General features: G+C 68.0%; 24 protein-coding genes. 5 read left to right on the top strand and 19 right to left on the bottom strand.

Annotated features, from left to right (window positions below):
* Window positions 1-25: 25 nt before the first annotated feature.
* From ACK8CO_RS07665 to ACK8CO_RS07675, 3 genes are read right to left on the bottom strand one after another with little or no spacing between them, the layout of a single operon-like run.
* A complete protein-coding gene (locus ACK8CO_RS07665; RefSeq protein WP_414898730.1) occupies window positions 26-1,057 on the bottom strand; it encodes a hypothetical protein in 1,032 nt (343 codons plus the stop codon).
* Window positions 1,054-1,713, bottom strand: coding sequence for an ABC transporter ATP-binding protein (locus ACK8CO_RS07670; protein WP_080615047.1), 660 nt, complete (start codon window positions 1,711-1,713; stop codon window positions 1,054-1,056). Before ACK8CO_RS07670 ends, ACK8CO_RS07665 begins: the two co-directional genes overlap by 4 nt.
* A 3-nt stretch (window positions 1,714-1,716) precedes the next feature.
* A complete protein-coding gene (locus ACK8CO_RS07675; RefSeq protein WP_414898731.1) occupies window positions 1,717-2,883 on the bottom strand; it encodes a hypothetical protein in 1,167 nt (388 codons plus the stop codon).
* 94 nt (window positions 2,884-2,977) lie between these two features.
* Between ACK8CO_RS07675 and ACK8CO_RS07680 the strand changes: the two genes are divergently transcribed.
* Complete coding sequence (locus ACK8CO_RS07680) at window positions 2,978-3,775, top strand: ABC transporter permease (protein ID WP_080615045.1); 798 nt, start codon at window positions 2,978-2,980, stop codon at window positions 3,773-3,775.
* Between the two features lie 108 nt (window positions 3,776-3,883).
* On the opposite strand, the gene ACK8CO_RS07685 is transcribed toward ACK8CO_RS07680, so the two are convergent.
* From ACK8CO_RS07685 to ACK8CO_RS07720, 8 genes are all read right to left on the bottom strand, one after another.
* Window positions 3,884-5,050, bottom strand: a complete 1,167-nt coding sequence (locus ACK8CO_RS07685) for a M20 aminoacylase family protein (protein WP_414898732.1) — start codon at window positions 5,048-5,050, stop codon at window positions 3,884-3,886.
* Between the two features lie 3 nt (window positions 5,051-5,053).
* The gene (locus tag ACK8CO_RS07690; protein WP_080615043.1) at window positions 5,054-5,521 is read right to left on the bottom strand and encodes an L-2-amino-thiazoline-4-carboxylic acid hydrolase; all 468 of its coding nucleotides are present in this window, start codon (window positions 5,519-5,521) and stop codon (window positions 5,054-5,056) included.
* Between the two features lie 16 nt (window positions 5,522-5,537).
* A complete protein-coding gene (locus ACK8CO_RS07695; protein ID WP_414898733.1) occupies window positions 5,538-6,842 on the bottom strand; it encodes an NAD(P)/FAD-dependent oxidoreductase in 1,305 nt (434 codons plus the stop codon).
* Window positions 6,839-8,485, bottom strand: a complete 1,647-nt coding sequence (locus tag ACK8CO_RS07700; RefSeq protein WP_414898734.1) for an aminotransferase class V-fold PLP-dependent enzyme — start codon at window positions 8,483-8,485, stop codon at window positions 6,839-6,841. The genes ACK8CO_RS07695 and ACK8CO_RS07700 overlap by 4 nt, the downstream gene beginning before the upstream one ends.
* Before the next feature lie 11 nt (window positions 8,486-8,496).
* On the bottom strand, window positions 8,497-10,134 hold the full coding sequence (locus ACK8CO_RS07705; protein WP_414898735.1) for an ABC transporter ATP-binding protein: 1,638 nt from the start codon (window positions 10,132-10,134) through the stop codon (window positions 8,497-8,499).
* Complete coding sequence (locus ACK8CO_RS07710; RefSeq protein WP_414898736.1) at window positions 10,131-11,009, bottom strand: ABC transporter permease; 879 nt, start codon at window positions 11,007-11,009, stop codon at window positions 10,131-10,133. Before ACK8CO_RS07710 ends, ACK8CO_RS07705 begins: the two co-directional genes overlap by 4 nt.
* Window positions 11,006-11,989: an ABC transporter permease gene (locus ACK8CO_RS07715; RefSeq protein WP_080615039.1), complete on the bottom strand. Its 984-nt coding sequence runs from the start codon at window positions 11,987-11,989 to the stop codon at window positions 11,006-11,008. The genes ACK8CO_RS07710 and ACK8CO_RS07715 overlap by 4 nt, the downstream gene beginning before the upstream one ends.
* Before the next feature lie 99 nt (window positions 11,990-12,088).
* Window positions 12,089-13,693 (bottom strand): ABC transporter substrate-binding protein, encoded by a 1,605-nt coding sequence (locus tag ACK8CO_RS07720; RefSeq protein WP_414898737.1) that lies wholly within the window; start codon window positions 13,691-13,693, stop codon window positions 12,089-12,091.
* A 220-nt stretch (window positions 13,694-13,913) separates the two neighbouring features.
* On the opposite strand from ACK8CO_RS07720, the gene ACK8CO_RS07725 reads away from it, so the two are divergent.
* The 4 genes from ACK8CO_RS07725 to ACK8CO_RS07740 all read left to right on the top strand — a co-directional run bounded on the left by ACK8CO_RS07725 (window position 13,914) and on the right by ACK8CO_RS07740 (window position 17,700).
* On the top strand, window positions 13,914-14,636 hold the full coding sequence (locus ACK8CO_RS07725) for an SDR family oxidoreductase (protein WP_196774314.1): 723 nt from the start codon (window positions 13,914-13,916) through the stop codon (window positions 14,634-14,636).
* Window positions 14,637-14,663: 27 nt separating this feature from the next.
* Window positions 14,664-15,524 carry a VOC family protein gene (locus ACK8CO_RS07730; protein WP_414898738.1) on the top strand — a complete coding sequence of 287 codons (861 nt, stop codon included), beginning with the start codon at window positions 14,664-14,666 and terminating at the stop codon, window positions 15,522-15,524.
* Window positions 15,521-16,036 (top strand): Lrp/AsnC family transcriptional regulator, encoded by a 516-nt coding sequence (locus ACK8CO_RS07735; RefSeq protein ID WP_080615036.1) that lies wholly within the window; start codon window positions 15,521-15,523, stop codon window positions 16,034-16,036. Before ACK8CO_RS07730 ends, ACK8CO_RS07735 begins: the two co-directional genes overlap by 4 nt.
* Before the next feature lie 155 nt (window positions 16,037-16,191).
* A complete protein-coding gene (locus tag ACK8CO_RS07740) occupies window positions 16,192-17,700 on the top strand; it encodes an aldehyde dehydrogenase family protein (RefSeq protein ID WP_414898739.1) in 1,509 nt (502 codons plus the stop codon).
* Between the two features lie 27 nt (window positions 17,701-17,727).
* Here the strand turns inward: ACK8CO_RS07740 and ACK8CO_RS07745 are convergent, their stop codons facing one another.
* The 8 genes from ACK8CO_RS07745 to ACK8CO_RS07780 form a co-directional block, all read right to left on the bottom strand.
* The gene (locus ACK8CO_RS07745) at window positions 17,728-18,768 is read right to left on the bottom strand and encodes an HlyD family secretion protein (RefSeq protein ID WP_414898740.1); all 1,041 of its coding nucleotides are present in this window, start codon (window positions 18,766-18,768) and stop codon (window positions 17,728-17,730) included.
* Window positions 18,769-18,778: 10 nt separating this feature from the next.
* The gene (locus ACK8CO_RS07750; RefSeq protein WP_414898741.1) at window positions 18,779-20,410 is read right to left on the bottom strand and encodes an MFS transporter; all 1,632 of its coding nucleotides are present in this window, start codon (window positions 20,408-20,410) and stop codon (window positions 18,779-18,781) included.
* On the bottom strand, window positions 20,410-20,844 hold the full coding sequence (locus tag ACK8CO_RS07755) for a MarR family winged helix-turn-helix transcriptional regulator (protein ID WP_414898742.1): 435 nt from the start codon (window positions 20,842-20,844) through the stop codon (window positions 20,410-20,412). The genes ACK8CO_RS07750 and ACK8CO_RS07755 overlap by 1 nt, the downstream gene beginning before the upstream one ends.
* 104 nt (window positions 20,845-20,948) lie before the next feature.
* Entirely contained in the window at window positions 20,949-21,158 is a 210-nt protein-coding gene (locus tag ACK8CO_RS07760) for a DUF6525 family protein (protein WP_414898743.1), read from the bottom strand.
* Between the two features lie 47 nt (window positions 21,159-21,205).
* The gene (locus ACK8CO_RS07765; protein ID WP_414898744.1) at window positions 21,206-22,402 is read right to left on the bottom strand and encodes a GTP-binding protein; all 1,197 of its coding nucleotides are present in this window, start codon (window positions 22,400-22,402) and stop codon (window positions 21,206-21,208) included.
* A 131-nt stretch (window positions 22,403-22,533) separates the two neighbouring features.
* Window positions 22,534-23,187: a YggS family pyridoxal phosphate-dependent enzyme gene (locus ACK8CO_RS07770; RefSeq protein WP_080615030.1), complete on the bottom strand. Its 654-nt coding sequence runs from the start codon at window positions 23,185-23,187 to the stop codon at window positions 22,534-22,536.
* A complete protein-coding gene (locus tag ACK8CO_RS07775; protein ID WP_414898745.1) occupies window positions 23,177-25,360 on the bottom strand; it encodes a tetratricopeptide repeat-containing sulfotransferase family protein in 2,184 nt (727 codons plus the stop codon). Before ACK8CO_RS07775 ends, ACK8CO_RS07770 begins: the two co-directional genes overlap by 11 nt.
* A 175-nt stretch (window positions 25,361-25,535) precedes the next feature.
* Complete coding sequence (locus tag ACK8CO_RS07780) at window positions 25,536-26,591, bottom strand: porin (protein WP_414898746.1); 1,056 nt, start codon at window positions 26,589-26,591, stop codon at window positions 25,536-25,538.
* Between the last annotated feature and the right edge of the window lie 49 nt (window positions 26,592-26,640).

Consider the following 26,640-nt stretch of genomic DNA (forward strand, 5'->3'; position numbering starts at 1 on the left):
GCAATGGGCGGACTGTCGCCGGGGTTCAGCCCGGTGCCGCGGCGACAGCCCGGGGATCGACGAGATCCATGCCCAGAAGATCGGACCAGAGCCGCTGCTGGCGACCGCAGGCATCCTCGGCGATCAGCGCAGAGCGGTTGCGGGCCGCGAGGGCGCGGGCCTCCTCCGGCGCCTCTGTCAGCCGCTCGATCGCGGCGATCCAGACCTTCGGATCCGGCGGCAAGGCCAGACAGCGGCCCGCCGCCGCAGCAGCACGTCCCTCGGCCCAGGCCTCGGCCCCCAGCACCGCCGCACCGGTCATCGCGTATTCGCCGAACTTGCTGCCCGAGCGCGCGGCGTTGAAGCCCCGCGCCGCGAAATGCGGCACCAGCCCGATATCGGCCCGGGCGCTCCGCAGCCAGGCCAGATAGTCGGCCCAGCCGCGGGCGGGCAGGATGTCGACGCGGGGATGGCTCCGGACCGGGGCGGGCAGGTCGAGATTGCCCGAAACCGTCAGGCCCAGCGCCGGCCGGCGGTCGAGCAGCGCCAGCAGCGGCACCCAGAGCGGAGCCGCGTCGCGGGCATGGCTGCGCCCCATGATCAGCGCGATCCGCCGCAGCGGGGCTGCCTGCAGGGGCGCGGGCATCTCTGCCACGGGCCAGGCCGGGGCGATCGCGATTACGGCCTTTCCGGGCTGCCGGGCGCGCCATTGCGCGACCAGCGCCGGACTGGTCGCGACCACCGCCTCGGCAGCAGCGCCGCAACGCAGGGCGGCGGGCAGTTCGAGCGCCGCGAGCTTGGCACGATAGGCGCGCGGCAGGGCCCGGTCCCGAATCCCGGCCAGGATGTCGTCATCGATCAGATAGATCAGGCGGCGATAGCGCGGCAGCAGGCCGAGCCCCGCGAGGTGGCGCATGACGACCAGCGTGTCGCCCGCAAGAAACACCGTCGGCGCCAGCTGCCGGACCCGGCCCGCCGCGATGGCCCCGGCAAGGGAAAAACCGAAATAGAGATCGGCCGTCGGCGATTGCGGACCGGCCAGGAAACGGGGCTGGCCGAAGACCGGCCCAGGCCTCACGACGCGATGGACTTGCGATAGGCGGCAAGCCCCTCCTCGAGATCCTCGAAGAACCAGCCATCGCCGTCCTGCAACAGCAGCGCCGAGTTGCAGTAGTCGCGCAGCGTCCCCTCGGAATGCGAGACCATGATCACCTGCACCCGGTCCAGCCGCTCGGCGAAGGTGCGCTGCGCTTTCTTGCGAAAGGCCGCGTCGCCGACTGCGGTGATCTCGTCGACCAGATAGCAGTCGAAATTGGTGGCGAGGCTGACCCCAAGCGCCAGACGCGCCTTCATGCCCGAGGAATAGGTCTGCAGCCGGGCATCGAAATAGGGTCCGAGATCGCAGAAGGCCTCCACTTCCTCGACCAGATCGTCACTGTCGGCGCCATAGATCCGCGCCACGAAGCGCGCATTCTGCCGTCCGGTCAGCGCCGGGTGGAAGCCGCCTGAAAAGCCCATCGGCCAGCTGATCCGACCCCGCCGCCGGATCTCGCCCTGATCGGGCTGGAGCGTGCCCGCCACCATCCGCAGGAAGGTCGACTTGCCCGCGCCGTTGCGCCCGATGACCGCCACCCGGTATTTTTGCGGCAGATCGAGCGTCAGCCCGCTGAGGATCCGGCGGCGCCCGCCGCCCGGCAGCCGGAAGGCCTTTTCCACGGCACGGAATTCGAGCATGGCTCAGCCCCGGTCGCGGATGTTGTAATAGACCAGCAGCACCGTGGCATAGGCCGCCAGGGAACAGATCAGGACCAGCAGGATCAGCAGCCAGCGCTGCGGATAGATGCTGTCCTCGGCCAGGGTCGGCGGGATATGTACCGCCAGATAGCGGCTGGTGCGGCGGGCCTCGGCGCGGGCCTGTTCCGCCGAGGCGAGCGCGGCGGTATAGGCCTGCTGCGCGAATTCGAGATCGACCAGCAGTTCCTCATAGGAGCCGATCACGTCGACCAGCGAGGTCGGCCCCGAGGTCGACTTGCCGATCCGGCGGCGTTCCTGGTCGATCTGGCTGCGCACCGCCTCGATCCGGCGGTCGATCCGCTTGACGCGCTGATCCTCCTGACCGGCGAATCCGGCGATGGTCTCGCGTTCGACCAGCGCGCTTGCAAGCTGCGATTCCAGCGCCGCGATCACCCCCATCTGCGACTCGGCCACCTCGGTCGGGTCGATGATGTCGTTCTCCAGCCGAAACACCCGCACATTGCGGCGGATCTCGCGCAGCATCGCCTCGGCTTCCTCGACATCCTCGAGCGCGAAGCGGATCGCATCCTGCCGCGCGATGCGGCTGAGATCGTCGACCATGAAACCGCTTTCGGTCAGGATCTCCTTGGCGACGCTCTGGGCATCCTCGGGCGAGAAGGCGCGCACCTGCAGCGACAGCACGCCGGTCGAGGGATCGACCGCGACCTTCACCATGCGCCGCCAGTAATCGAGCTTGTCCTCGCGCGAGGCATCGTCTTCCAGCGAGAAGACCGGATCGAGCGAGGGCTTGCCGTAAAGCGCCCGCAGATCGAGCGTGGCATCGACCTTCTGGATCAGCGGCTGCGAGCGGATGAAATCGTAAAGGATCTGCGAATCCGACGAGGAGGAGGACCCGACCTGGGTGAAGGCGCTGAGCGCCTCGAGCGGGTTCGAGAAATCCTCGGAGCGGACCGAGAAGGCCGCCTCGGAATGATACTGGTCGGCAGCGAAAAGCCACAGGTAAAGCGCGGTCAGCAGGGTCGGCAGGACGACCGTTGCCAGAAATCCGAACCGCATCACCCGATGGCGGGTCTGCGCCCGGGTCTCCGCCTTGTCGGAAACCGCTCCGGTGACGCGCTGGCCACCCTCGATATTGGAAGATATTTGCACGGTACAGCCCAGCTACCGGAATTGAGCGGGTAATGGTAGATGAAAGCTCCGGCGACGCAACGCCAGAGTGAACAACCCTCGTCGAGGAGGTCGCATGTCCCTGTTCCACCCACGGCCCGGTCCCGGCTGGCGCCTGCCCTCGCTGCGCGTCTTCGGCGCATTGGTGATCCGCGAGATGATCACCCGCTACGGCAGGTCTCCGGGGGGCTATGTCTGGGCGGTGCTGGAGCCCGCCGGCATGATCGCGATCCTGGCCCTGGCCTTCTCGCAATTCATCCACACGCCGCCTCTGGGCGAAAGCTTCATCCTGTTCTACGCGACCGGCTATCTCCCGTTCCACGCCTATTCCGAGATCGCGGGCGGGGTCAGCAATTCGGTCGTGGTGAACCGGCCGCTGATGCATTTCCCGATCGTGACGCCGCTCGACGCGGTGTTGGCACGGTTCTTCCTCTCGTTCCTGACCATCGTCATCGTCTGCGTGCTGGTCTTCTCGACCCTGCTTGTCATCACCGACGACCCGGTGCGGCTGCAACTGGGCCCGCTCTTCGCCGCCATCGGCTCGGCAGCGCTGCTGGGGCTGGGGGTCGGCACGCTGAACGCGGTGATCTTCGCCTTCGTGCCGCTCTGGCAACGGGTCTGGAACATCATCAACCGGCCGCTCTTCATCCTGTCGGCGGTGTTCTTCACCTATGAGAGCTTGCCCAGGGACGCACGCGAGATCCTGTTCTGGAACCCGATCGTGCATTGCGTCGGCGAAGCCCGCAAGGCGTTCTATCCGGTCTACGAGGGCAATTACGTCGTGCTCGGCTTCCCGCTCGGGGTGGCGGCCTTCTGCTTCCTCGTCGGCGGCTTCCTGCTGCTGCGCAACCGCAGCGCCGTGATCGACGTCTGAACGGGGTCCCCGGACCCCGGGATTCGGCTTCGGCTTCGGGATTCGGCCTCGGGGGGGAGGAACCGCAGACGGGGCGGAGGAGGCCTCCGCCCCGCAACGATGCCGGGCTCAGAGCGGCAGGCGTTGACGCACCAGCGTCGTCCAGTAGGAACAGCCCCAGCCGATGGCCTCGTCGTCGAAATCGTAGCGCGGGTGGTGCAGGCCCTGGCTCGGCCCGTTGCCGATATTGATCAGCGCGCCCGGCACCTCGTTCAGCATGAAAGAGAAATCCTCACCGCCGAGCGTGGGCGGCATGTCGGTGGTGACGGCCGCCTCTCCGGCCACCAAACGCGCGGCCTCTGCCGCAAGCGCGGTCTCGGTCTCATGGTTCACCGTCACCGGGTAATGGCGGATGTAGTCGAGCGTTCCGGTCGCACCGAACCCCGCCGCGACACCGGCCACGGTCTCGGCCAGGCGGGCCTCGATATGGTCGCGAACCTCCTCGCGCAGCGCCCGCACCGTCCCGGTCAGCGTCACCTCGGCCGGGATCACGTTGAAGGCATTGCCGCCCTGGATGGTGCAAAGCGAGATCGTGGCGCTGTCGATCGGATCGACGGTCCGCGCGATGATCGCCTGCACCGCCTGGATGACCGCCGCCGCCGCCGGCATCGGATCGACCGACAGATTCGGCCGCCCGGCATGGCCGCCGCGCCCGGCGACGGTGATCCGGATCTCGTCGACCGAGGCCATGATCGGGCCCGGCGCGATGGTGAACTGTCCGACCGGCAGGCCGGGGCGGTTGTGCATCCCGTAGACCTCGTCGCAGGGCCAGCGCGCGAACAGCCCGTCCTCGATCATCGCCTTCGCGCCCGCGCCGCCCTCTTCGGCGGGCTGGAAGATCACGATCACGGTGCCGTCGAAGGCCCGGCTGTCGGCCAGATGCCGCGCCGCGCCCAGAAGCATGGTCATGTGACCGTCATGGCCGCAGGCATGCATCCTGCCCGGCACGCTCGAGGCCCAGTCGGCGCCGGTCTCCTCGTGGATCGGCAGCGCGTCCATGTCCGAGCGCAGTCCGATGGTCCGCCCCGAGACGTTGCTCTGGCCGCGGATCACGCCGACGACGCCGGTCCGGCCGATGCCCTCATGCACCTCGTCCACCCCCGCCGCGCGCAGCGCCTCGGCGACCCGGGCCGAGGTCCGGGGCAGGTCGTAAAGCAGCTCGGGATTGCGGTGCATGTCATGGCGAAACGCCACCAGTTCGGGGATGTGTTTCGCGACCCAGTTCTCGACGGCCATGCCTCAGTCCTTCTTCATCCGGTAACGGAAATCGCAATGGCTCGCCCCTTTCATGATGGTCTGGGTGCGGGTCATCTCGATCTCGGGGTTGTAGCCGATGCAGAAATCGCCATCGCGGTTGCACGAGAGCAGATGCCCGATCTCGCCCAGCCCCATCTCGCGATACATCTCGGCATAGCGGCAGCGGGTAACGTTGAAATCCATCTTCTCGGCCGAGGTCTCGATCGGCTCGATGGACAGCGCATCTTCCTTCGTCCAGTTCGGCATGATCGCCGCGAAATCCTCGAGCGTCGGCGGATGGTCGAGATCGGCAGCCAGCGCCTTGCCCTGTTCGATGGCCGAACGCGAGCAGGTCTCGCCGATCACCGCCTCGGCCTCGGCCCGGCCCGCGCGTTCCGAGATCACGTCGAAGACATGTTTCAGGATCATCGCCTCGATACGGCGACGTTCGAGGATGGGTAGGTCTTTCATTTTCCTGGCTCCTCGCTCAGAGTTCGGGTTCCTTGAGGTCCTTGCGCCGCAACAGCGCCAGATAGGCGGGCGCGATCCGGGTCAGCAGGGCGTGATAGGGGAAGGCCTGGGGCTCGGTCACCGGCAGCGCCAGCCCGCGCGGGTCCTCGCCCGCGACAGCGCGCGCCATCTCGCGCCCGAGCGCGGTGCCCAGCGCCACGCCGCGCCCGTTGCAGCCGACCCAGGCCCAGCCGTCGGGGCCGAGATTATGGACCTTGGGGAAACGGTCCCAGTTCATCGAGAGATACCCTGACCAGACATGGGTCATCTTCGGCAGGCCGAGATCCGGGAAGGCCTCGGACAGGTTCCGCGCGGCCTTGGCCTCGGCCCGGGCGGCATCGTTCAGCCCGGCGATGATGGCAGCCCCCGTGATCAGCCGGTTGCGCGCATCATAGCGGAAGAAGCGCAGATCGCCCCGCGTATCCGACACGGCCTGCCGCCCCGGCAGGATCTTCCGGCGAAGATCCTCGCCCAGCGGCTCGGTCGCCATCTGCCAGGAATGGACCGGGATGAAACTCCGCGCGATCTTCGGCGCAAGCCCCGCCGCCAGCTTGCCGGTATAGGCGTTGCTGGCGAGGATCAGGGCACGCGCCCGGACCTTGCCGGTCGCGGTCGCCGCAACCCATTCGGCGCCCTGCCGCTCGACCCATTTCACCGGGCTTTGTTCATGGATCACCGCACCATGGCCTTCGGCGGCGCGGGCCAGTTCGCGGGCCAGCGCCAGCGGGTTGATATGCCCGCCCGTGGGCGCATACATCCCGCCATGCCAGAAGTCGGTGCCCAGCAGCTCGGCGGTCTGCTTCGCGTCCTTCAGAGACACGTCGAAACCGAACCGCTTCCACGCCTCGACCCGCTTCTCGCTGAGCCGGACCCGGCCCGGCGAATGGGCGGGCTGGAACCAGCCGCTCTGCTCGGCCTCGGCCTTCAGCCCCTCGCGGCGGACGATGTCGAAGAGAAGCCCGGCCGAGCCGCCGATCAGCTCGGCAAAGCGCCGCCCGGTCTCGCCGAAACGCGCGACCCAGGCATCGGGCTCGGCCGCGGTCAGGGTCGGGATCACCTGGCCATTGTTGCGCCCCGAGGCGCCCCAGCCGACCGCCCGGCCCTCCAGCAGCACCACCTTGCGGCCCTCGCGCGCCAGATGCAGCGCCGCCGACAGCCCGGTGAAGCCGCCGCCGATGATGACCGTATCGGCCTCGATCGTACCTTGCAGCGGCGGCGCCGGGACGCGCCCGGGCGCGGTATCGGCCCAGAGCGAGGGCGGGAAGGTCACGGGATCGGTCATGCAGGGGTCTCCTCGTCGGTCAGGGCGGCGGCGGCCTCCTCGGGCAGCCAGAACCAGCGCAGGGCCTCGTCATCGGCATCCAGATCGGTTCCGGCAGCCGCTTCGGCCTGCGCCCGCCCGGTTTGGGCCAGACGCGCGGCCTCGGCAAGGCAGGTCTCGAAATCGGGGGGCTCGGGGGTGTCGGGCCTCCGCGTCCAGAGGGCGGCGAGGCTTTCGGGCGCGGGGCTGCGCGCGCCGTCGCGGGCACGCCAGACGCCATGATCGACATCGAGCCGGTAAAGCGGCAAGAGCGCCAGCCCGTTTTCCGCGATGAAGACCAGCGCCTGGGCCAGCCGGTCGATATCCGCGTCCGAGAAGAAGTAGTTCACGCCAAGCCGCACCCAGCCCGGACGGAATGCGGTATGGCCGCGCGCCACCGCCTCGGAGAAAAGCTGGCTCTGGTCGTCGTCGATCTTCAGCAGATGGTGGCCATAGGGACCGGCGCAGGAACAGCCGCCGCGGGCCTGGATACCGAAGAGATCGTTCAGCAGCGCCACGACGAAGCCGTGATGCAGATGCCGCGCGCCGATCCGGATGTTGAACGAGAAGATCCCCAGCCGGGGCGCGTTGCGCGGCCCCAGAAGCTCGATCCGCGGCGCGGCGGCCAGTGCGTCCTCGAGCCGCGCGCGCAGCTCGCCCTCGCGGGTCTCGATGGCCTCGGCGCCCAGCTCGGTCTTCAGCGCCATCACCATGCCCGCGCGGATATTGCCGACGATCGAGGGCGTGCCCGCCTCTTCGCGCGGCTCGACGCCGTCGATATAGCATTGCCCGCCGGCACTGACGAAGCTGACGGTGCCGCCGCCGACCACGGTCGGCCGCGCCGCGGCCAGAAGCGCGCAATCGGCAATCAGAACGCCCGAGGCGCCGGGGCCGCCCGGAAACTTGTGCGGCGAGACCAGCGCCGCGTCGATCCGGTCGCCCGCGCCGGGCGCGCTTTCGGCCATCCGGATCGCGATATAGGGCGCGGCGGCAGCGAAATCGATGACGCACCAGCCGCCCGCCGCATGCAAGAGCCGCGCGACGGCACCGATATCGGTGCGGATGCCGGTCACGTTCGAGGCCGCCGAAAACGCGCCCAGAAGCAGCCCGGCCCCGGCATGGGCCGCGATCTCGCGCTCCAGTGTCCTGAGGCAGAGCGCGCCCGCCGCGTCGAGCGGGATGCGCACCAGTTTCGCACCGCTCTCGCGCCAGGGCAGATCGTTGGAGTGATGTTCATAGGGGCCGACGAAGACCACCGCATCGGGACCGAGCCGGCCGGCCGGCACGCCCATCTGCAGCGCCCGGACCAGCTTGTCGGCGGCCGCGGTGCTGCCCGCGCCGCAGAAGATCACGGCATGGCCGTCATCGGTGCCCATGCTCTCGCGCACCGAGGCTCGCGCCAGTTCGCGCAGCTCGGTGGTGCGCCGCCCGGTGAAGGAGGTCTCGGTATGGGTATTGCCGTAATAAGGCAGCACATGATGCCGGATCGCGTCCTCGACAAAGCCGAGCGCGCGGCCCGAGGCCACGTAATCGGCATAGATTAGGGCCCGGGGGCCGAAGGGACCGGGAATGGCTGTACCCTCCCCGATCAGGGCGCGGCGGATGTCGTCGAATTGCAGAGACATGGGAAGGTCCTTCAGGCGGCGTCCGTTTCCAGGCTGGGCGGGGTCCATCCGCGGCCCGGAATCGAGGCCAGAAGCTGTTGCGTATAGGGGTGTCGGGGATCGGCGAAAAGCTCTGCGGTGAGGCCGGTCTCGACGATCCGGCCCTTCTGCATCACGATCACCCGGTCGCAGAGCTGGGCCGCGACGCGCAGGTCATGGGTGACGAAGAGAAGCGACAGATGCAGCCGGTCGCGCAGATCGGCCAGAAGCTTCAGCACCTGCGCCTGCACCGACACGTCAAGCGCCGAGACCGGCTCGTCGGCGACGATCACCCTGGGCTCCATCGCCAGCGCCCTTGCGATGCCGATCCGCTGGCGCTGCCCGCCCGAGAATTCATGCGGATAACGGGTGGCGGCGGCGGGCGAGAGCTCGACCAGCTCCAGGAGTTCGCGGGCCCGGGCGCGGGCGGCCTTCGGGTCGGCGCCATGGACGATGGGCCCCTGCGCGATCAGGTCCTCGACGCGCTTGCGCGGATTCAGCGAGGCCATCGGATCCTGGAACACCATCTGGATATGGCGCCGCATCTCGCGCAGCTCGCGGGGCGAGCAGGCCAGAAGGTCGGTGCCGTCGACCTCGACCGCGCCGCAATCGGATTCCAGCAGCCGGGTCACGATCCGCGACACGGTGGTTTTGCCCGAGCCGCTTTCGCCGACGACGCCCAGCGTCTCGCCCCGGCGCAGCGTGAAGGAGAGGTTGTCGACCGCCTTCACCGGCGCGCGCTTGCCCGAGATCAGGCTGCCGCCCGCCGCGAAGGTCTTGACCAGCCCCTCGGCCTTCAGCACCACCGGCGCCGCCTCGAAATCGCGCGGCGCGGGCGGCACCAGCGCCGGGATCGCCCCGATCAGCGCACGGGTATAGGGGTGCTGCGGCCGGTTCAGGATCTCGGCGGCGGGGCCCTGCTCGACCATCTCGCCCTTGCTCAGAACCACCACCCGGTCGGCAATCTCGGCCACCACGCCGAAATCATGGGTGATGAAGAGGATGCCTGCGCCTTCCTTCTCCTGCAGCTCGCGGATCAGCCTGAGGATCTGCAGCTGGGTGGTGACGTCGAGCGCGGTGGTGGGTTCGTCGGCGATGATCAGTTTCGGCTCGCAGGCCAGCGCCATGGCGATCATCACCCGCTGCCGCTGTCCGCCCGAGACCTGATGCGGATAGGCGTTATAGACCGAGGGCGGATCGGGGATATGCACCAGATCCAGCATTTCCAGCACCCGCGCGCGCCGCGCCTTGCGGCCCAGATCCGTGTGCAGCCTGAGCACCTCGTCGATCTGCCAGCCGACGGTCTTTTGCGGGTTGAGTGCGGTCATCGGCTCCTGGAAGATCTGGGCGATGCGGTCGCCGCGGATCTGCTTCATCTCGCGCTCGGACAGCGCCAGCAGATCCTGCCCCTCGAAGCGGATCGCGCCTTCGGCGACGCGGACATGGGGTTCGGGCAGAAGCCGCATGATCGCGCCCGCGGTCAGCGACTTGCCGGACCCGCTTTCGCCGACGAGACAGACGATCTCGCCTGGGTTCACGCTCAGGTCCAGCCCGTCGAGCGCGAAGGGCCGGTCGGCCCCCTTGGGAAGGGCGATCCTGAGGCCGCGTATGTCGAGAACCGGATCGGTCATTGTTTCTTCTGCCTCGGATTGAGCGCGTCGTTCAGCCCCTCGCCCAGAAGCGAGAAGGACAGAACCGTCAGCACGATGGCGATGCCGGGGATGACGGCGCAGTACCAGTCGGTGCGCAACACCGCGCGGCCCTGCCCGATCATGTTGCCCCAGCTGGCATGGTTGGGATCGCCGAGCCCCAGAAAGGCCAGCGCGCTTTCCAGAAGGATCGACAGCGCCATGATGACCGAGGCGTAGACGATCACCGGCGGCAGCGCGTTGGGCAGGATCTCGCGGAAGATCAGCGCCCCGTTCGAGACCCCGAGATTGCGCGCCGCATCGACGAATTCGCGACTGCGCAGCGACAGGAACTCGGCCCGGACCATCCGCGCGGGCGCGGTCCAGGAGACGATGGCGATGGCCAGCGTGATATATTCGATGGACGAGCCCAGGATCGCCACAAGCGCCAAGAGCAGCACGAAGTTCGGGATGGTCTGGAAGGCTTCGGTCACCCGCATCAGCACATCGTCGATCCAGCCGCCGAAAAAGCCCGAAACGGCGCCCACGACGACGCCGATCCCGATCGACAAGAGCGTCGCCAGCACGCCCACCAGCAGCGAGATCCGGGCGCCGTGGAACAGCTGGGCCAGGATATCGCGCCCCAGCTGATCGGTGCCCAGAGGCACGGCCCAGTCGGTGAAGGGTTTCGTCAGCGGATCCCCCGCCCGGCGCAGCGGGTCGGTGGGCTCGATCAACCCGGCCGTGGCCGCCATCACCAGCACGGCCCCGAACAGCACCAGCCCCAGCAGGGCGGCGCGGTTGCGGGCGAAGCGGCGCCAGAGCGCAACGGCAGGGGCGGGTTCGGCGCGCGGCAGGTCGGTGGTCGCGGCGGTCATTTCAGGGCGATCCTTGAATCGAGGCGGGCATACAGCAGGTCGGTGAGGAAGTTCACGATGACGACGATGATGGCGCAGAGGAAGATGATCCCCATCAGCATGTTCATGTCGCGCTGGATCACCGACTGATAGGCCAGCTGGCCGAGGCCCGGCAGCGCGAAGATGGTCTCGACCACCACCGAGCCGCCCAGCACGGTCGAGAATTGCAGTCCCAGCAGCGTGACCACCGGCAACAGCGCGTTGCGCATGATGTGATGCACCATCAGCCGGGTCTCGCCCGCGCCCTTGGCCCGCGCGGTCCGCACGAAGTCGAGATCGGCGACCTCGAGCACGCTGGCCCGCATCAGCCGCAGATAGAAGCTGAGGTAGATCAGCGACAGCGCGGCCGTGGGCATGATCAGGTGCAGCGCGACATCGAAGACGTAATCCCAGCCGGTATAGAAGGCCGCGACATCGGTCAGCCCGCCGACTGGCAGCCATCCCAGCTTGACCGAGAACAGCAGGATCATCATCAGGGACAGGAAGAAACTGGGCGTGGCGTAGAAGACCAGCCCCAGCGTCGAGATCGCGTTGTCGGTCAGCGAATAGGCGCGCCGGGCGGCGATGGCGCCGAGGCCCACGCCGATCGAGAACGCCAGCGAAAGCGAGGTGCCCATCAGCATCAGCGTGGTGCCGAGCCGTTCCCACAGGATCGCCGAAACCGGCTGTTCATAGACGAAGGACCAGCCGAAATCGAACTGGATCAGCTTGGCCATGTAGCGCCCGAGCTGGACCCAGACCGGCTGGTCGAGCCCGTATTCGGCGCGGAGCCGGGCGATATAGGCGGCATCGGCACCGCCCATGTCGCCGACCAGCGCATCGACGGTATCGCCGGGCGCCAGTTTCAGCAGCAGGAAGGTGCCCACCATGATCAGGATCACCACCGGCACGGCCTGCAGAAGCCGCCGCAGCGCGTAGGTGAGGACTTGGGTCAGTTGCATGTCGGGGGGTCCGGGGGAGCTTTGGGATGGGGGCTGGCGGTCGCGGCCGTCTGGACGGGCAAGGCCGGGCTCGAACGCCCGGCCTCCTGTTTCAGCAGATCAGTGCTCGATCCAGAGATCGTACCAGCTCGACGAGATCCAGCGCGGATTGTTGTGATGGTTATGAAGCTTCTTCGAGGTGACCGAGATGAAGGGATGCTCGATGGCGAAGATCACCGGCAGCTCTTCCATCGCCTTCGCCTGGATCGCGTGATAGTCGGCCGCCCGTTCCGCGGGGTCGAGCTCGGCCTGGGCCTCGTCGATCATCCGGTCCATCTCGTCGGATTTCCAGCCGAACTGGTTCGACCAGGGCGTACCTGCGGGCGAGCCCGAGCGCAGCCAGACCATGGTCGAGACCGCCGGGTCAGAGCGGAACTGGTGCCAGCCATTGGCCGTGTCGAAATCGTGGTCGCGATAGACCCCGTTCAGGAAGCCCGGCGCATCATTGGTCAGGATCTCGACATCGATGCCGATCTCTCCCATCGCCTGGGCGAAATATTCGGCCCAGAGCTGGGTATATTCGCCCCAGGGCGCGGGCCGGTGGCGTAGCCTGAAGCGGATGCCGTCGGGGCCCGCCGGATAGCCCGCCTCGTCGAGCATCTGCTTCGCCAGCTCGGGGTCATAGGCATAGGTGGTCACGTCATCGGTGTAATTGGCCCCGCCCGTCGAGGGGATCGGCCCGCGCCCCGGCTTGGCGTAACCGCGCATGATGGTCTTGATCGCATAGTCGATGTCGAGCCCGTGATAGATCGCCTGCCGCACCTTCAGATCGGCAAGGATCGGGTTGCGGTGATTGAACTCGACGGTCGAGTGGGCGACGTTGTTCTCGTAGCCCCTGGTGCCGACATCGAAACCGTCCATCTGCGAGAACCGCTCGATATCGGCCATCGATAGGCTGTTGGTGCCGGATTCGTGGATCTCCCCGGCCTCCATCGCCGCCGCGGCCGCCGACTTGTCGGGGATGAAGCGCCAGACGATGCGGTCGAGATAGGGGTATTCCGCGCCGCGCCAGTAGTCGTCATTGCGCTCGGCGATGACATATTGCCCGCGCTTGTATTCGACGAACCTGAACGGCCCCGTCCCCACCGGCGCGGTATTATGCGGGTTCCGCATGATGTCGGTGCCCTCGTAGAGATGCCTTGGCACCGGATGGCCGAGATCGGGCATCGCAGCGACGAAGAGGTCCAGCGGCATCGGCTGCGAATAGTTGAACACGGCGGTATGGGGATCGGTGCAGTCGACCGACTCGAGGTATTGCTGCAGCGTCGAGGAATAGTTGAGCAGCGGCTTCCACAGCTCCATCGCCGAGAAGGCGACGTCGTCGCAGGTGAAGGGCTCGCCGTCATGCCAGTTGACGCCCTCGCGCAGGTTGACGGTGATATGCAGCCCGTCCTCGGTCGAGGACCAGTCGGTCGCCAGCACGCCCACCGGGCCGTCATAGGACTTGTCGATCAGCGGCTCCATGATCTTGCCGGTGATGTTGTAGACCCCGGTCGAGGCGCGGAGCGCAGGGTTCAGCACACGCTGTTCCGACACCATGTGAACGATGGCGGTCCCGCCGCGCTGAGGCTCTTCGGCCGCCGCCGGACCTGCAAGCGGACCTGCAAGGCCCGCAAGCGCGGCCCCGGCCAGAAGCCAGATTTGCGCCGATCTGCTGGTCGTCATCATGTCGATTTCCCCGTTATTCCCGTTTTCATGCCCGTTCCATAGTCGGGGCGCCCGCGTCCCCACCGCCGAAAGCGTCCGCCTGCCCAAAAAGCGGCAACCCGACAGCGACGTCAATGCACTTTTTGCGCTACAATCCGCTTTCACGAAAGAATATCCTACTTTTTACACTATAATGTGCGAAACTATTCCTGCCTGCTCGCAGAAAGGGCGAACGAATATGCAGAATTCCGTATGGATCACGGGCGCCGGTTCCGGAATCGGCGCGGCCATGGCGCGGGCCTTTGCCGGGGCGGGCTACCGGGTCGCGCTGACCGCGCGTTCGGAAGACCGCCTGACCGCGCTTGCAGAGGATCTCGGCAATGCCGGCGCGTCTGTGAGGGTCTTTGTCGGCGATGTCACCGACCGGGCGCGCATTCTCGCAATTGCCGACGAGATCGTCCAGTGGGCAGGACGGATCGACGTGCTGTGCAACAATGCGGGGCTGAACCTGCCGCTCCGGCGCTGGGACGAGCTTGACTGGGACAGTTGGGACCGGGTGATCGCCACCAATCTCACCGGCGCGCTGAACGTCATCGCCGCGGCGCTGGGGCCGATGCGGCGGCAGCGATCGGGGGTGATGATCCATACCTCGTCCTGGGCCGGGCGGTTCCACGCGCCGGTGGCGGGCGTGCCCTATGGCGCCTCGAAACATGCGCTGACCGATCTCAGCGCCAGCCTCAATGCGCAGGAGGGCGCAAACGGCATCCGCTCGACCGCGCTTTGCCCCGGCGAGGTGGCGACGCCGCTGCTGAACGCCCGGCCCGGCTTCGACCCGGCCCGCGCGGCCGAAATGATCCAGCCCGAGGACATGGCGGCACTCGCGCTTCATGTCGCGGGCATGAACCCGAATGTCGCGATACATGAAATCACCCTTGCGCCGGTACAGCGCACCGCGTGCTGAATGACCCGCCGAACCGAAGGAGCTCGCATGACCCATCCCGTCAAAGGCGTCGATCACGTCTTCCTCATGGTCGAGGATCTCGACCGCTCGGCCGAGCTTTATCGCAGGCTCGGCTTCACGCTGTCGCCGAAGGGGCTGCACAGCGCAGCCAAGGGCACCGCGAATTACACCCTCATGTTCCCCGAGGACTATATGGAGCTTCTGGGCATCGTGACGCCGACCGAGGGCAACGCGCCCCGGCGCGCGGCCCTGGCGCGCGAGGGCGAGGGGCTGCGCGCCGTGGCCTGCCGGATCGACGATGCCGAGGCCGCGAAGACGGCGCTGGCCGGGCTGGGCATCGCGACCGGCGAGGTCGGGCATTTCGAGCGGCCGGTGCCGCTTCCGGGCGGCGAGACCGGGCGCGCGGCCTTCTCGACCGTCGCCTTCGCCGAGGAGGAGCTGCCCTTCGGCATCGTCTTCATGTGCCAGCACCGCACCCGCGAGACGGTCTGGCTGCCCGAGCTTCTGACCCATCCGAACCGCGCCTGCGGTCTGGCCGAGATCGTCGCGCAAAGCGCCGATCCCGAGGCCGCCACGCAGCGTCTGGCCCGGCTTTATGCCCATGGCCGGGTCACGCCCGCCGAAGGCGGCTTCCGGGTCGAGACCGGCCCGGCCTCGGCCCCCATCCTCTGCCTGACCGGCAGCGCGCTGGCCGGGTACTTCCCCGGCATCGAGCTGTCCGCCGTCCCCGCCGAGGGGTTTGCCGGGCTTGCGCTTCATTCCGAAGACATCGCGGCCACCGCGGCCTGCCTTGCCGCGGCCGGGCTTTCGCCGGTCCGGACCGCGCGCGGGATCGCGCTGGCGCCCTCCGACTGCGCCGGGGCGGTACTGGAGTTCCGGCAGAGATGAGCACCGGCCGCAGGACCCGCGGCGCCGACCGGAAATCGGCCGAGCTGCCGGAATTCGACGAGATCGACCGCAAGATCCTCGAGATCCTGCAGCGCGATGCCGATCTCGCGGTGAACGCGCTGGCCGATATCGTGGGGCTGAGCCCCACGCCCTGCTGGCGGCGGGTCAAGCGGCTGGAAGAGGCGGGCGTGATCAAGGGGCGGGTGGCGCTCGTGGATCATGCCCGCGCCAATGTGGGCATGACGGTCTTCATCGGCATCACCGCGCCCAGGCACGAAGCGGCCTGGCTGAACCGGTTCCGGGCGCTGATCGACGACCTGCCCGAGATCGTCGAGGCCTACCGGCTGACCGGAGCGACGGATTACATCCTGAAAGTGGTGGTGCCCGACATCTCGACCTATGACCGGGTCTACAAGACGATGATCGAGCGGCTCGATTTCTCGCAGATCAATTCCTCGATCTCGATGGAAGAGCTGAAATTCACCACAGCGGTGCCGAGCACCTATCTCTGAGGGCCCGCGCCCGGTCCGGGCACGGCGCCGCCCCCCCCACAGCGCCCCGTGCCGGTTGAAACGCCCGCGCCTTCATGAAAGCCTCGGGCGGGGCACAGGGCGTCCAGAAGCCAGAAGACAGCCCTGCCCCGACAGGATGACAGGAAGGACCGCACATGACCCTCCGTTCCGAGACCGAACGCCTGATGGCGCGCCTTGGCGTCGCTGCCGCCACGCTGAGCGGCGGCGACATGGCCTGCCTCTCGCCGCTCACCGGCGCGCGGATCGCCGAGATCTCTGCGGCGAGCCCCGCCGATGCGGCCGCCGCCATCGCCGCCGCGAAGGCGGCATTCCGCGACTGGCGGATGGTTCCGGCCCCGAGGCGGGGCGAGCTGGTGCGGCTCCTCGGCGAGGAATTGCGCGCGGCCAAGGCCGATCTCGGCCGGCTGGTCTCGGTCGAAGCGGGCAAGAGCCCGTCCGAGGGCGCGGGCGAGGTGCAGGAGATGATCGACATCTGCGATTTCGCGGTCGGCCTCTCGCGCCAGCTTTACGGGCTGACCATCGCGACCGAGCGCCCCGGTCACCGGATGATGGAGACCTGGCACCCGCTGGGCCCGGTGGGCGTGATCACCGCCTTCAACTTCCCCGTCGCGGTCTGGGCCTGGAATGCGGCGCTGGCGCTGGTCTGCGGCGACCCGGTGATCTGGAAACCCTCGGAAAAGACCCCGCTGACGGCGCTGGCCTGCCGCGCGGTCCTTGGCCGGGCGCTGGAGCGCTTCGGCACCGCCCCCGAGGCGCTGGTACAGGTGCTGCCGGGCGGCCCCGACATCGGTGCGGCGCTGGTCGACAGCCCCGATGTGCCGCTGATCTCGGCCACCGGATCGACCCGGATGGGGCGGATCGTCGGGCCCGGGGTCGCGGCGCGCTTCGGCCGCTCTATCCTGGAACTGGGCGGCAACAATGCCGGCATCGTCTGCCCTTCGGCCGATCCCGCGATGACGCTGCGCGCGGTCGCCTTCGGCGCCATGGGCACCGCAGGGCAGCGCTGCACCACGATGCGCAGGCTGTTCGTGCATGACGACATCTACGACGCGCTGGTGCCGGGGCTGATCCGGGCCTATGCCTCGGTCAGCGTGGGCAACCCGCTGGATACCGACGCGCTGGTCGGACCGCTGATCGACGGCGCCGCCTATCGGGCGATGCAGGCGGCGCTGGAGGCCGCGCGCGCGGCGGGCGGCACCGTGCATGGCGGCACGCGCGAGGCCATCGGCCCCGACACCGCCTATTACGCGCGCCCGGCCCTGGTCGAAATGCCCGCCCAGACCGGCCCGGTTCTGGAAGAGACCTTCGCCCCCATCCTCTACGTGATGAGATACAGCGATTTCGATGCCGTGCTCGAGGCCCATAACGCGGTCGGCGCGGGGCTGTCCTCGTCGATCTTCACCACGGATCTGCGCGAGACGGAGCTGTTCTTGTCGGCGCGCGGCTCGGATTGCGGCATCGCCAATGTCAATATCGGCACCTCGGGCGCCGAGATCGGCGGGGCCTTCGGCGGCGAGAAGGAGACCGGCGGCGGCCGCGAAAGCGGCTCGGATGCCTGGAAGAGCTACATGCGGCGCGCCACCAACACCATCAACTATTCGCGCGAGCTGCCGCTGGCACAGGGCGTCGTCTTCGACATCTGACCCGGTGCCACGGCGCGTCCCCCGGGCTCAGCCCCAATCGCGCGGGATATGGACCACGACCGACATGCCCGGCGCCAGGCGGTCCCGGCCGTCCTGCCCCGGATCGACCTCGATCCGCACGGGCAGTCGCTGGGCGATCTTGGTGAAATTGCCTGTCGCGGTCGAATTGCCGAGAATGCTGAATTCCGAGGCGGTGGCCGGAGACAGCAGCGCAACCTTGCCCGTGAACGGCTGCCCGCCCAGCGCATCGACCGCAAAGCGCACCGTCTGGCCGGAATGAAGCCCGGCAAGATCGGTTTCCTTGATGTTGGCGATCACCCAGACCCGCGACGAGACCAGCGACACCAGCGCGGTGCCTGCCGTCACATACTGGCCGACCCGGACATTGACCTGGCCCAGCCGTCCGTTCTGCGGCGCGCGGATGACGGTATGTTCAAGCTCGATCCGGGCCAGCTCGACCGCCGCCAGCGCTGCGGTCACGCTTGCGCTCAGCGTATCGGTGCGAACCTTCGCGGTGGCCAGATCCTCGCGCGCGACGGCAACGTCGCTCAGCGCCTCGGTCAGCGCGGCCTCGGCCTGACGCAGGCGCAGCTCGGCATCCTCGGCATCGGCGGCCGAAATCACCCCCTTCCGGCGCAGCCGGTCATGCCGGTCCCATTCCGCCCGGGCGGTATCGACCGCCGAGCGCGCAGCCGCGGCCGCAGCCCGGCGCGATTCGAGCGTGGCGCCGGCGGAATTGATGTCCTGATCGTTGGCCTTCAACGCGGCGCGGGCACTGTCGAGCTCAGCCTCGGCCCGCGCCACGGTCTGGCGCGCGATCCTGTCATCGAGCCGGACCAGAATGTCGCCCGTGGAGACGGTCTGGAAATCCGTGACCCGGACCTCGGTGACATAGCCCGCGATCTGCGGCGACAGCGTCGCCACATTGCCCCTGACATAAGCGTTCTCGGTCCGGATCTCGGCGCCGCCGAAGGGAGGCAGATGCCAGGCAAAAAGCACGACGAGGACACCGAGCACCCCAATCAGGACGATCAGAACAGTGGGGACATGGTGTTTCAGAAGATGCATTTCGGGATCCTTATCCGGCGTCCGGGACATGGCGGGCCATCCGCGCCCGCAGCCAGTCCCGCGCAATATGCCCCAGAAGCGCGGCCAGGGCACACAGAGCCAGTGCCGAGATCAGGGCGAAAACATCATTATAGGCCGAAACGGTGGCCTGGCGCGCAGTGTCGGCCGCCAGCTGCGCGACCGCCTGCGCCCTGAGCCGGACCGGATCGGTCACCGTCGAGGAAAGCTGCGCCGCAATCCCGGCCAGCCGCGCCGAGACCAGCGGGTCGCCGGTCTGCAGCCCCTCGGCCAGCGCCTGACCATGCGCCGTGGTCCTGACCGCGACGAAGGTCCTGAACAGCCCCGCGCCGACGGTGCCGCCGAGGATCTGGCTCGACAGGAACACGATGACGAAGCTCAGAAGGTATTGCGGCCCCTTGCTCAGCGCCTTGACCAGCCCCGCCGCCATCGCCGAGGGCAGGAACATCGCCGCGGCAAAGCCCACCATGGCCTGGCTCGTGATCATAAGGGTTGGGCTCACATCGGTATTGGCATGGGCATCCATCGCCGAGCCCAGCGCGATCAGGAGCAGCGCGACGACATGGATCGCGGGCACCCTCTCGAGCCTCATCACCAGCGCGCAGGCGGCGCCGCCGGCAAGCGTGGCCAGCGAGATCGCCCAGAACAGGGGCGCGATCTGCTCGGGCGCGAAGCCCAGGGTCTGGAACAGGCCGGGCGCCCCGGCGGTCTGCTCCGACAGGATCACGCGAAAGATCAAAAGCGCCGCGGTCAGGTGCAGCATCTCGGGCGTCGCCAGCCAGCGCACGTCGAGCAGCGGCGCCGTCCGGTGCAGCTCGATCACCAGCGCCAGGACCAGACCGGCGATCGACAGCGCCAGCACCGGCCCGATCCAGGCCGCCGCGGTCCACCAGTAGATGTAGCCGGTCGTGAAGCAGGCCACGAGCCCGCCGAAGGAGGCAGCAATCAGCGAAAAGGAGATCAGGTCGAGCCCGCGGATCGTCCGGGTCCGCTCGCCATGCGGCAGCGGCAGCCGGAACACCAGGAACAGGCAGACCATCGCCATGCCGAGCTTGAGCAGGAGGATATCGGTCCAGCCGCCATCGGTCAGGACGGTGGGGCTGATGGCGCGGGCCAGCGGCATGCCCAGCGCGATGAAGCTGAGCGCGAAGGGCAGGCCCACGGTAAGCTTCAGCCGCTGCGGCAGCGGTTCGAGCGCATAGAGGAAGGCCAGCGTCGCGAGCGGCGCGGCCGAGATCCCGGACAGAAGCTCGACCAGAAGCGCCGAGCGCAGGTCGCGGGTCAGCAGGCTGAGCAGCGCCACGGCGGCGTAAAGCGCGATCGAGACTTCGGCGAAGCGGCGCAGCCCGTACTGGCTGCGGATCTTGATCAGCATCAGCGGCAGCGAGGCGCGCGGCGCCATGAACGCGACCATCAGCCAGGCGGTCTGGCTCTGGGTCGCGCCGAGTTCGCCCGCCAGCGTCGGAATATTGGCCGCGAGAAATCCCTGCCCAAGCGATTGCGACAGGGCAATGAACATCGAGGCCAGCATATAGGCGGCGGCCAGCGGCAGAGGACGGGTCAGGCCCGGCGATTCGGGTTGGGGCGCCGGGGTCGGCGCATCGGACGGCGCGGCGGGGGGCATCACTGCCCCATCGCGGCAAGATTGGCCTGAATCCTGCGGATCGTTGCCAGCGCCCGCTCAAGCTCGTCCGGGTCGATGCCGCGATAGACCTCGGCCCGAAGCTCATCGGTGAAATCGACGACGGCCTCGGCCCGCGCCCGCGCTTCCGGGGTCAGATAGAGACGACGGACCCGTTTGTCCTCGGCCGAGGCGCGGCGCTCGATCAGGCCGGCCGCCTCGAGATGATCGAGGGTGCGGTTCATCGAGGGGGTCCGGATATCGAGCCGCTCGGCCAGATCGACCTGGGTCAGCCCTTCGCAATTGGCGATGTTCACCAGCGCCTGGGCACGGGCATAGGTCATGTCGATCGAGATGGCACGGGCATCGAAGCGCTTGCGGATCGTCCGCACGAGCCCGAACACCTCGGGCAGGAACGTCTTGTGCACGTCATGCATTGCCGGACCGCGATTCCATTACCAAGCTAATGATTAGCCAGATAACATATGCGGCAGGGACCGCAAGCAGGCCATGTTCACAAAAGCTCGACAGCCTGACCGTCTCAGCCCGTCCTGCCCCGGCCAGACGTCGTCGCCTCGCGCGCAAGCGTCGCGCGTTCGGCCGCGGCGAGCCGGGCCAGAGCCGCAGCCTCCGAGCCGGTCTCGGCTATCGCCCGGGTCCAGATCCGGGCGACCGAAACTGCACTCCAGGGCAACACCGCCCGCGCCGCCCAGGCCCGGGCCGGGGCGGGCAACCGGTCATGCGCGGCCATCGAACAGCTCCGGCGCCGTCGCCGCAGCCTGCTCGATGCGTTGCCGGTCACGCCGCTTCGCCCCATTGCGGAAACGGATCGGGCAGGCCCGACCAGAGCTCGGGACAAAATCGCGTCTCGGGCACAAGGCAGCGGTCGAGCATGGCCGAGATCCGGTGACAGTTCATGCTGCCGAGCGTGCCGATGAAGACCATCTCCTGGCGGCGGTCGCCGAATTCCCCGGCCACACGCCCGGCCATCCGCTGGCGCGCCTCGGGCGGCCAATGCGCCTCGGGCACGGCGGCCCACCAAAGCCCCAGCCCGCGGACCTCGACCATCGGCCCCGCCATCGAGACCTCGCCCGCCCAATGCGGCCGGGTCGCGATCCAGAAATGCCCCTTGGCACGGATCACGCCGGGCAACGGAGTTTCAAAGAACCCGGCCAGCCGGGCTGGATCGAACGGCCGCTCGGCGCGGTAGACGAAGCTGGTGATGCCGTATTCGGCATCTTCCGGCACATGATCGGCAAAGCCGTAAAGCTCCTTCACCCAGGTCGGGTGGCGATGCGCGGCCTCGAAGCTGAAAAGCCCGGTATCGAGAAGCCCAGAGGCGTCGACGCGACCGTAATCGGTCTCGACGATCCGGGCATCGGTATTCAGCGCACGCAAGATCCTGCGGGCGGCGGCAAGATCGGCCGGAGAGGCTGCGGAGACCTTGTTCAGGATTATCACATCGGCGAATTCGATCTGGTCGGTCAACAGGTCGACCAGGCTGCGCTCGTCCCCGGGGCCGATTTCCTCGCCGCGATCGGCCAGGAAATCGCGGGACGAGAAGTCGCGCAGCAGGTTGGCGGCATCGACCACGGTGACCATGGTGTCGAGGCGGGCGATATCCGACAGCGACCGGCCCTCATCGTCGCGAAACTCGAAGGTCGCGGCAACCGGCAGCGGCTCGGACACGCCGGTACTTTCTATCAGCAGGCTGTCGAAACGGCCCTCTTCCGCGAGCCGCCGCACCTCGACCAGCAGATCGTCGCGCAGCGTGCAGCAGATGCAGCCATTGGTCATTTCGACCAGACGCTCTTCGCCGCGGGCAAGCGTGCTGCCCGCCCGAACCAGATCGGCGTCGATATTCACCTCGGACATGTCGTTCACGATCACCGCCACCCGGCGACCCTCGCGGTTGTTCAGGACATGGTTGAGGACGGTCGTCTTTCCGGCCCCGAGAAAGCCGGACAGAACTGTGACGGGAAGTCGGGCGGACATAAAACACCTGTTATGTTATCATATAACGTCATTTTTAGAATAAAATCCTCTGCGTGGCAAGAGCCCTTCCGATCCCTGCCTCCCCGAGCGGGCTGCGCGTCGATTTTTCGCCGAAAAATCGGAACCTAGGGTCAGCCGACGCCACGCGTGCCGAAAATCGCGCTGCCGACCCGAACATGGGTCGCCCCCAGGGCAACCGCCTGTTCGAAATCGTCGCTCATCCCCATGGACAACCCGGCCAGGCCGTTTCGCGCCGCGATCTTCGCCAACAGCGCGAAATGCAGGGATGGCGTCTCCTCGACCGGCGGAATGCACATCAGCCCCCGGATCGGCAAATCCATCCCGCGGCATTCGGCAATGAAGGCATCCGTCTCGGTGGGCAGCACGCCCGCCTTCTGCGGCTCCTCGCCGGTATTCACCTGGATGAAGAGATCCGGGCAGGCCCCGCGCTCCTGCGCATGATCGGCGAGCCGCCGCGCCAGCTTCGGCCGGTCGAGCGAATGGATCGCATCGAAGAGCTCCACCGCCTGGCGCGACTTGTTGCTTTGCAGCGGTCCGATCAGATGCAGCTCGACCCCGTCGAAGCGCTCGCGGAAGGCGGGCCACTTGCCCGCCGCCTCCTGCACCTTGTTCTCGCCGAAAATGCGTTGCCCCTGCTCCAGCACCGCTTCGACCCGCGCCAGCGGCTGCACTTTCGAGACCGCGACCAATGTCACCGAACCCGGCGCACGCCCTGCCTCCCGCTCCGCCTTCGCCAGCCGCGCGCGAATATCCTCAAGCCCCATTTTCGCCTCCGATCGTATCGCCCAGCGCCTCGGTCAACTCGGCCAGCTCCCCGGCATGCCGCTGCCAGGCCTGCATCGAGCTGGCATAGATCGGCTGTCGCACCTGTGCCAGGCTGAGCGTCGCCACCCGCCGCTCGGTCTTGTGAAAATTCAGGCAGGTGTCCTGCCAGTCGAGACCGCAGGCCGCGACCAGCGCCCGGGCCTCGGCCTCCGGATCGGCAATCAGATCCTCATAGCGGATCTCGTGGAAGCCGCCGGGCAGCTTCCCGCGCCAGAACGCGATCATCTCGAGGAACATCCGGTAGTAAAGCCCCAGATCGCGCAGATTGGTCGAATAGCGATGGGTACCCTCGGCGAACATGTTCTTGTAGATCGACAGGCAGATGTCGCGCGGATCGCGATGCACCACCACGATCTTCGCCTGCGGAAGCGCCAGCCGCACCAGCCCGGCCACCATATAGGTCTGGATCGACTTGTCGCTGACAAGATCCGAGCCCGGAAACCGCCGGGCAAATTCGGCCGCGATGCGGCCGCCCAGCGCCGCGATCTCGGCATCGCCGACCCGTTCGAGCGACCGCAGACCGCCCGATCCGTCCTGCAGCAGGGCCATCGCCTCGCCCGCGACATAGCCGATCTCGCCGCCACCGGTGACCCGCGAATGGCTGGCCACGATCTGCTCGACCAGCGTCGTGCCCGAGCGTGGCATGCCGGTGACGAAGATCGGCGCGCAATCCGGGGCGCCCTCGATTTTTCGCACCGAAAAATCGGTGTCCGCGAAGGCCGTCATCACCGCGTCGATCTCGGCCCGGCGCTCGGAGATGTCATAGGGATGGCGCGCGCGCATCAGGTCGTTGGCCGGACGCAGATAGGTGAAGACCCGATCATGCGCCTTGATCTGCTCCATCGCGCGCGACAGCGCAAAGCCCAGATGCATCCGGCTCTCATCCCCCAGCGCCGGGTCCGCGAACAGGGCCTCCATCCCGGCCAGCAGCGGATCGTCGGGGGTCACCTTGTAGGTCGCCAGCATGGTCCGGTAATGCTCGCCGTTCCGGGGCTCCAGCGCGATGGCCTGCCGGAAATCGGCCTCGGCCGCCGCAAACTCGCCCAGGGTCTGCAGCAGCATGCCGCGCAGGCTGTAGGCCATGGCCAGCCCCGGCTCGGCCGCGATCGCGGCATCGTAATTCGCCTTCGCAGCCCCGGTCCTGCCCTGCTTGGCCTGCGCCTCGGCCAGACGGACGCGGATGATGGCCCGGTCATGGCCTGCACCAAGCGCGGCCTCCAGGGTCTCTTCCGCCGCTGCGGGCGCGCCCGTTTCCATCAGGTGATGCGCCAGCGCCAGACGCGCCTCGAGATAGCGTCCGTCCGCCGCCACCGCCCGGCGGAAGGCCGCCTCGGCCGCGTCCTGCCGGCCCAGCCGCGCCAGCCCCTTGCCCAGCGCCACCTGTGCGGGCGGATGCGCGGGCAGGCGCGCCAGCGCCGCCTCCAGATGGCGCACCCCTGCCGCGGTCTCGCCGGTCTCGACCAGAAGCCGCCCGAGCCCGGCCCGCAACTCGGCATAATCCGGCGCCAGCGCCAGCCCCGCCTCGAAGCTTTCACGCGCCTCGGCGGTCCGGCCCAGCTCGACCCGGGCCGTGGCCAGAAGGTTGAAGGCCAGCGCCGAATCGGGATGCGCCCGGGTCAGCGCCAGCGCCCTCGCCTCGGCCGCCGCGCTGCGCCCGGCCCGAAGCTCGGCCAGAACCGCCTCTGCCGCCTGCGGCGAGGCAGAGCCAAGCGGCGCGCGCCGGGCGCCCCTGGCCGGGGCCTTTGCGGCACCAAGCCGCGCCTCGAGCGCCGCGAGCAGGGCCGCGGGCAACCCCGCCTTGCGGGCCGCCTTCAGAAAGCGGGTAGTCCGGGGCGCATCGCCCAGCCGGGCCAGCGCCTCGGCCTCCATCTGCCAGATCGGGGCCTCGTCGGGCCTTGCCTTGCGCGCGGCTTCGAACCGGGCGGCGGCCTCTTCGACGGCGCCCCGTCCCAGCGCGATCCGGCCAAGCTGGAAGGCCGCCGCCGCAAGGCCGGGCTGGCCGTCCAGCAGGCTGCGATAGGCGGCCTCGGCGGCCTCGATCCGGCCCGCGCGCTGAAGGCGCTGCGCCGCGTCAAGCCGACGCCTCGTCTCGGTCTGGCTGAGCGGCAGCATGGTCTTGCTCCTTCCGGGTCGGTGTCGGGTCGTCGGTATCTGGCCCGGGGTAGCATGGCGCCCCGGCCTTGTCGATTTCGCGCCGGGGGCAGGACGGCGGCAACCGCGACGCCCCCCATAAATGAAAAGAGCGGGCCCAAAGGCCCGCCCTTCCCAATTCCAAGTCCGGTTGGACTTAGAAGTTCATCACGATACCCAGCGAGTAGGTTTCGTAGTCTCTGTCATCGTAGACACCGCTGTCGATGTCCGAGTCGCTGTAGGCCGCGACGACCGAGGCACCGCCGCCCAGATCGTAGGCCGCGGTCAGAGCGTAGCCGTCGGCATCGGCACCCGAGGTGTCGAACTTGCCGTAGCTGGCGCCCAGCGACAGGGCGTTGATGCTGTAGCCCAGGCCGATCGCGTAGTGATCGACGTCCGAGTTGCCAGCGCCGCTCGGGTCGAAGTTGGTGTATTCGAAACCAGCTTTGAAACCGTTGTTGAAGTCGGCCGAGACGGTCGCGGCAATGATGTCGACTTCGGTACCGGCCGCCCATTTATCGCCAGCGGCAAGGAATTTATCCAGGTTGCCCGGCGCCCAGGCAGCGCTGGTTTCCAGGTACTGGTAGCCGAGGCCGAAGCCGAGGCCCACGCCGCCCATGTCGGTTTTGTAGCTGATCGCCAGGGCGTAGCCGTTGTCGACGGTGTCGGTGTCGTCGAGTTCCATCGACGCCGAGAAGCCGAAATCGCCGAAGGCGTAGTCATAGCGCAGGATCTGGTTGTCATAGGCACCGTCACCGTAGGCGCCCTGGAAACCGGCATGCACGGTTTCGTCATCGCCGATCGAGTACTGGCCGATGGCGTTGTTGACTTCGGTCAGCTGCTTGTCGACGGCGCCGTCGATCTCACCCAGGGTCAGGGTGCCGAAGTCGCCCGAGATGAAGACCGCTTCGTTGTCGAGCGCGACGTTGCCGTTGGCGTCCGGCTCGGCTTCGGTCGAGAAGTCGACCGAGATGCCGAAGGACAGGCCGCTGTCGGTCTGGCCCGAACCGACGACGGTCAGGGTGAAGTCGTTGTTGAAGACGGTGTCGGAGCCGTAGCCGCCGGCGTTTTCACCGGTGTAGGAGCTGACGCCGGGGACGTCTTTGCCGCCGCCGACGATACCCATTTCAGCTTGACCGGAGAAGGTGATGTCAGCCGCAGCGAAGCCGGCCGAGGCAACCAGCGCGGTGGTCGCGAAGAGAACCTTTTTCATGGTTTTCCCTCATTCGTTTCTAGATGCACCTCAGACCGGAGCCCCGAAC

Origin of the sequence: Rhodovulum sp. HP10 (genome assembly GCF_047553435.1) — a bacterium.
Lineage (GTDB): Bacteria > Pseudomonadota > Alphaproteobacteria > Rhodobacterales > Rhodobacteraceae > Rhodovulum.

Coding starts and splice junctions, on each gene's coding strand:
- ACK8CO_RS07685 (WP_414898732.1), bottom strand. CDS start 5,050: ATGGCCGTCGAGAACTGGGTCGCGAAACACATCCCCGAACTGGTGGCG.
- ACK8CO_RS07750 (WP_414898741.1), bottom strand. CDS start 20,410: ATGCCCCCCGCCGCGCCGTCCGATGCGCCGACCCCGGCGCCCCAACCC.
- ACK8CO_RS07775 (WP_414898745.1), bottom strand. CDS start 25,360: ATGCTGCCGCTCAGCCAGACCGAGACGAGGCGTCGGCTTGACGCGGCG.
- ACK8CO_RS07765 (WP_414898744.1), bottom strand. CDS start 22,402: ATGTCCGCCCGACTTCCCGTCACAGTTCTGTCCGGCTTTCTCGGGGCC.
- ACK8CO_RS07730 (WP_414898738.1), top strand. CDS start 14,664: ATGACCCATCCCGTCAAAGGCGTCGATCACGTCTTCCTCATGGTCGAG.
- ACK8CO_RS07715 (WP_080615039.1), bottom strand. CDS start 11,989: ATGCAACTGACCCAAGTCCTCACCTACGCGCTGCGGCGGCTTCTGCAG.
- ACK8CO_RS07670 (WP_080615047.1), bottom strand. CDS start 1,713: ATGCTCGAATTCCGTGCCGTGGAAAAGGCCTTCCGGCTGCCGGGCGGC.
- ACK8CO_RS07690 (WP_080615043.1), bottom strand. CDS start 5,521: ATGAAAGACCTACCCATCCTCGAACGTCGCCGTATCGAGGCGATGATC.
- ACK8CO_RS07755 (WP_414898742.1), bottom strand. CDS start 20,844: ATGCATGACGTGCACAAGACGTTCCTGCCCGAGGTGTTCGGGCTCGTG.
- ACK8CO_RS07720 (WP_414898737.1), bottom strand. CDS start 13,693: ATGACGACCAGCAGATCGGCGCAAATCTGGCTTCTGGCCGGGGCCGCG.
- ACK8CO_RS07745 (WP_414898740.1), bottom strand. CDS start 18,768: ATGCATCTTCTGAAACACCATGTCCCCACTGTTCTGATCGTCCTGATT.
- ACK8CO_RS07710 (WP_414898736.1), bottom strand. CDS start 11,009: ATGACCGCCGCGACCACCGACCTGCCGCGCGCCGAACCCGCCCCTGCC.
- ACK8CO_RS07740 (WP_414898739.1), top strand. CDS start 16,192: ATGACCCTCCGTTCCGAGACCGAACGCCTGATGGCGCGCCTTGGCGTC.
- ACK8CO_RS07680 (WP_080615045.1), top strand. CDS start 2,978: ATGTCCCTGTTCCACCCACGGCCCGGTCCCGGCTGGCGCCTGCCCTCG.
- ACK8CO_RS07735 (WP_080615036.1), top strand. CDS start 15,521: ATGAGCACCGGCCGCAGGACCCGCGGCGCCGACCGGAAATCGGCCGAG.
- ACK8CO_RS07705 (WP_414898735.1), bottom strand. CDS start 10,134: ATGACCGATCCGGTTCTCGACATACGCGGCCTCAGGATCGCCCTTCCC.
- ACK8CO_RS07760 (WP_414898743.1), bottom strand. CDS start 21,158: ATGGCCGCGCATGACCGGTTGCCCGCCCCGGCCCGGGCCTGGGCGGCG.
- ACK8CO_RS07700 (WP_414898734.1), bottom strand. CDS start 8,485: ATGTCTCTGCAATTCGACGACATCCGCCGCGCCCTGATCGGGGAGGGT.
- ACK8CO_RS07695 (WP_414898733.1), bottom strand. CDS start 6,842: ATGACCGATCCCGTGACCTTCCCGCCCTCGCTCTGGGCCGATACCGCG.
- ACK8CO_RS07725 (WP_196774314.1), top strand. CDS start 13,914: ATGCAGAATTCCGTATGGATCACGGGCGCCGGTTCCGGAATCGGCGCG.
- ACK8CO_RS07780 (WP_414898746.1), bottom strand. CDS start 26,591: ATGAAAAAGGTTCTCTTCGCGACCACCGCGCTGGTTGCCTCGGCCGGC.
- ACK8CO_RS07770 (WP_080615030.1), bottom strand. CDS start 23,187: ATGGGGCTTGAGGATATTCGCGCGCGGCTGGCGAAGGCGGAGCGGGAG.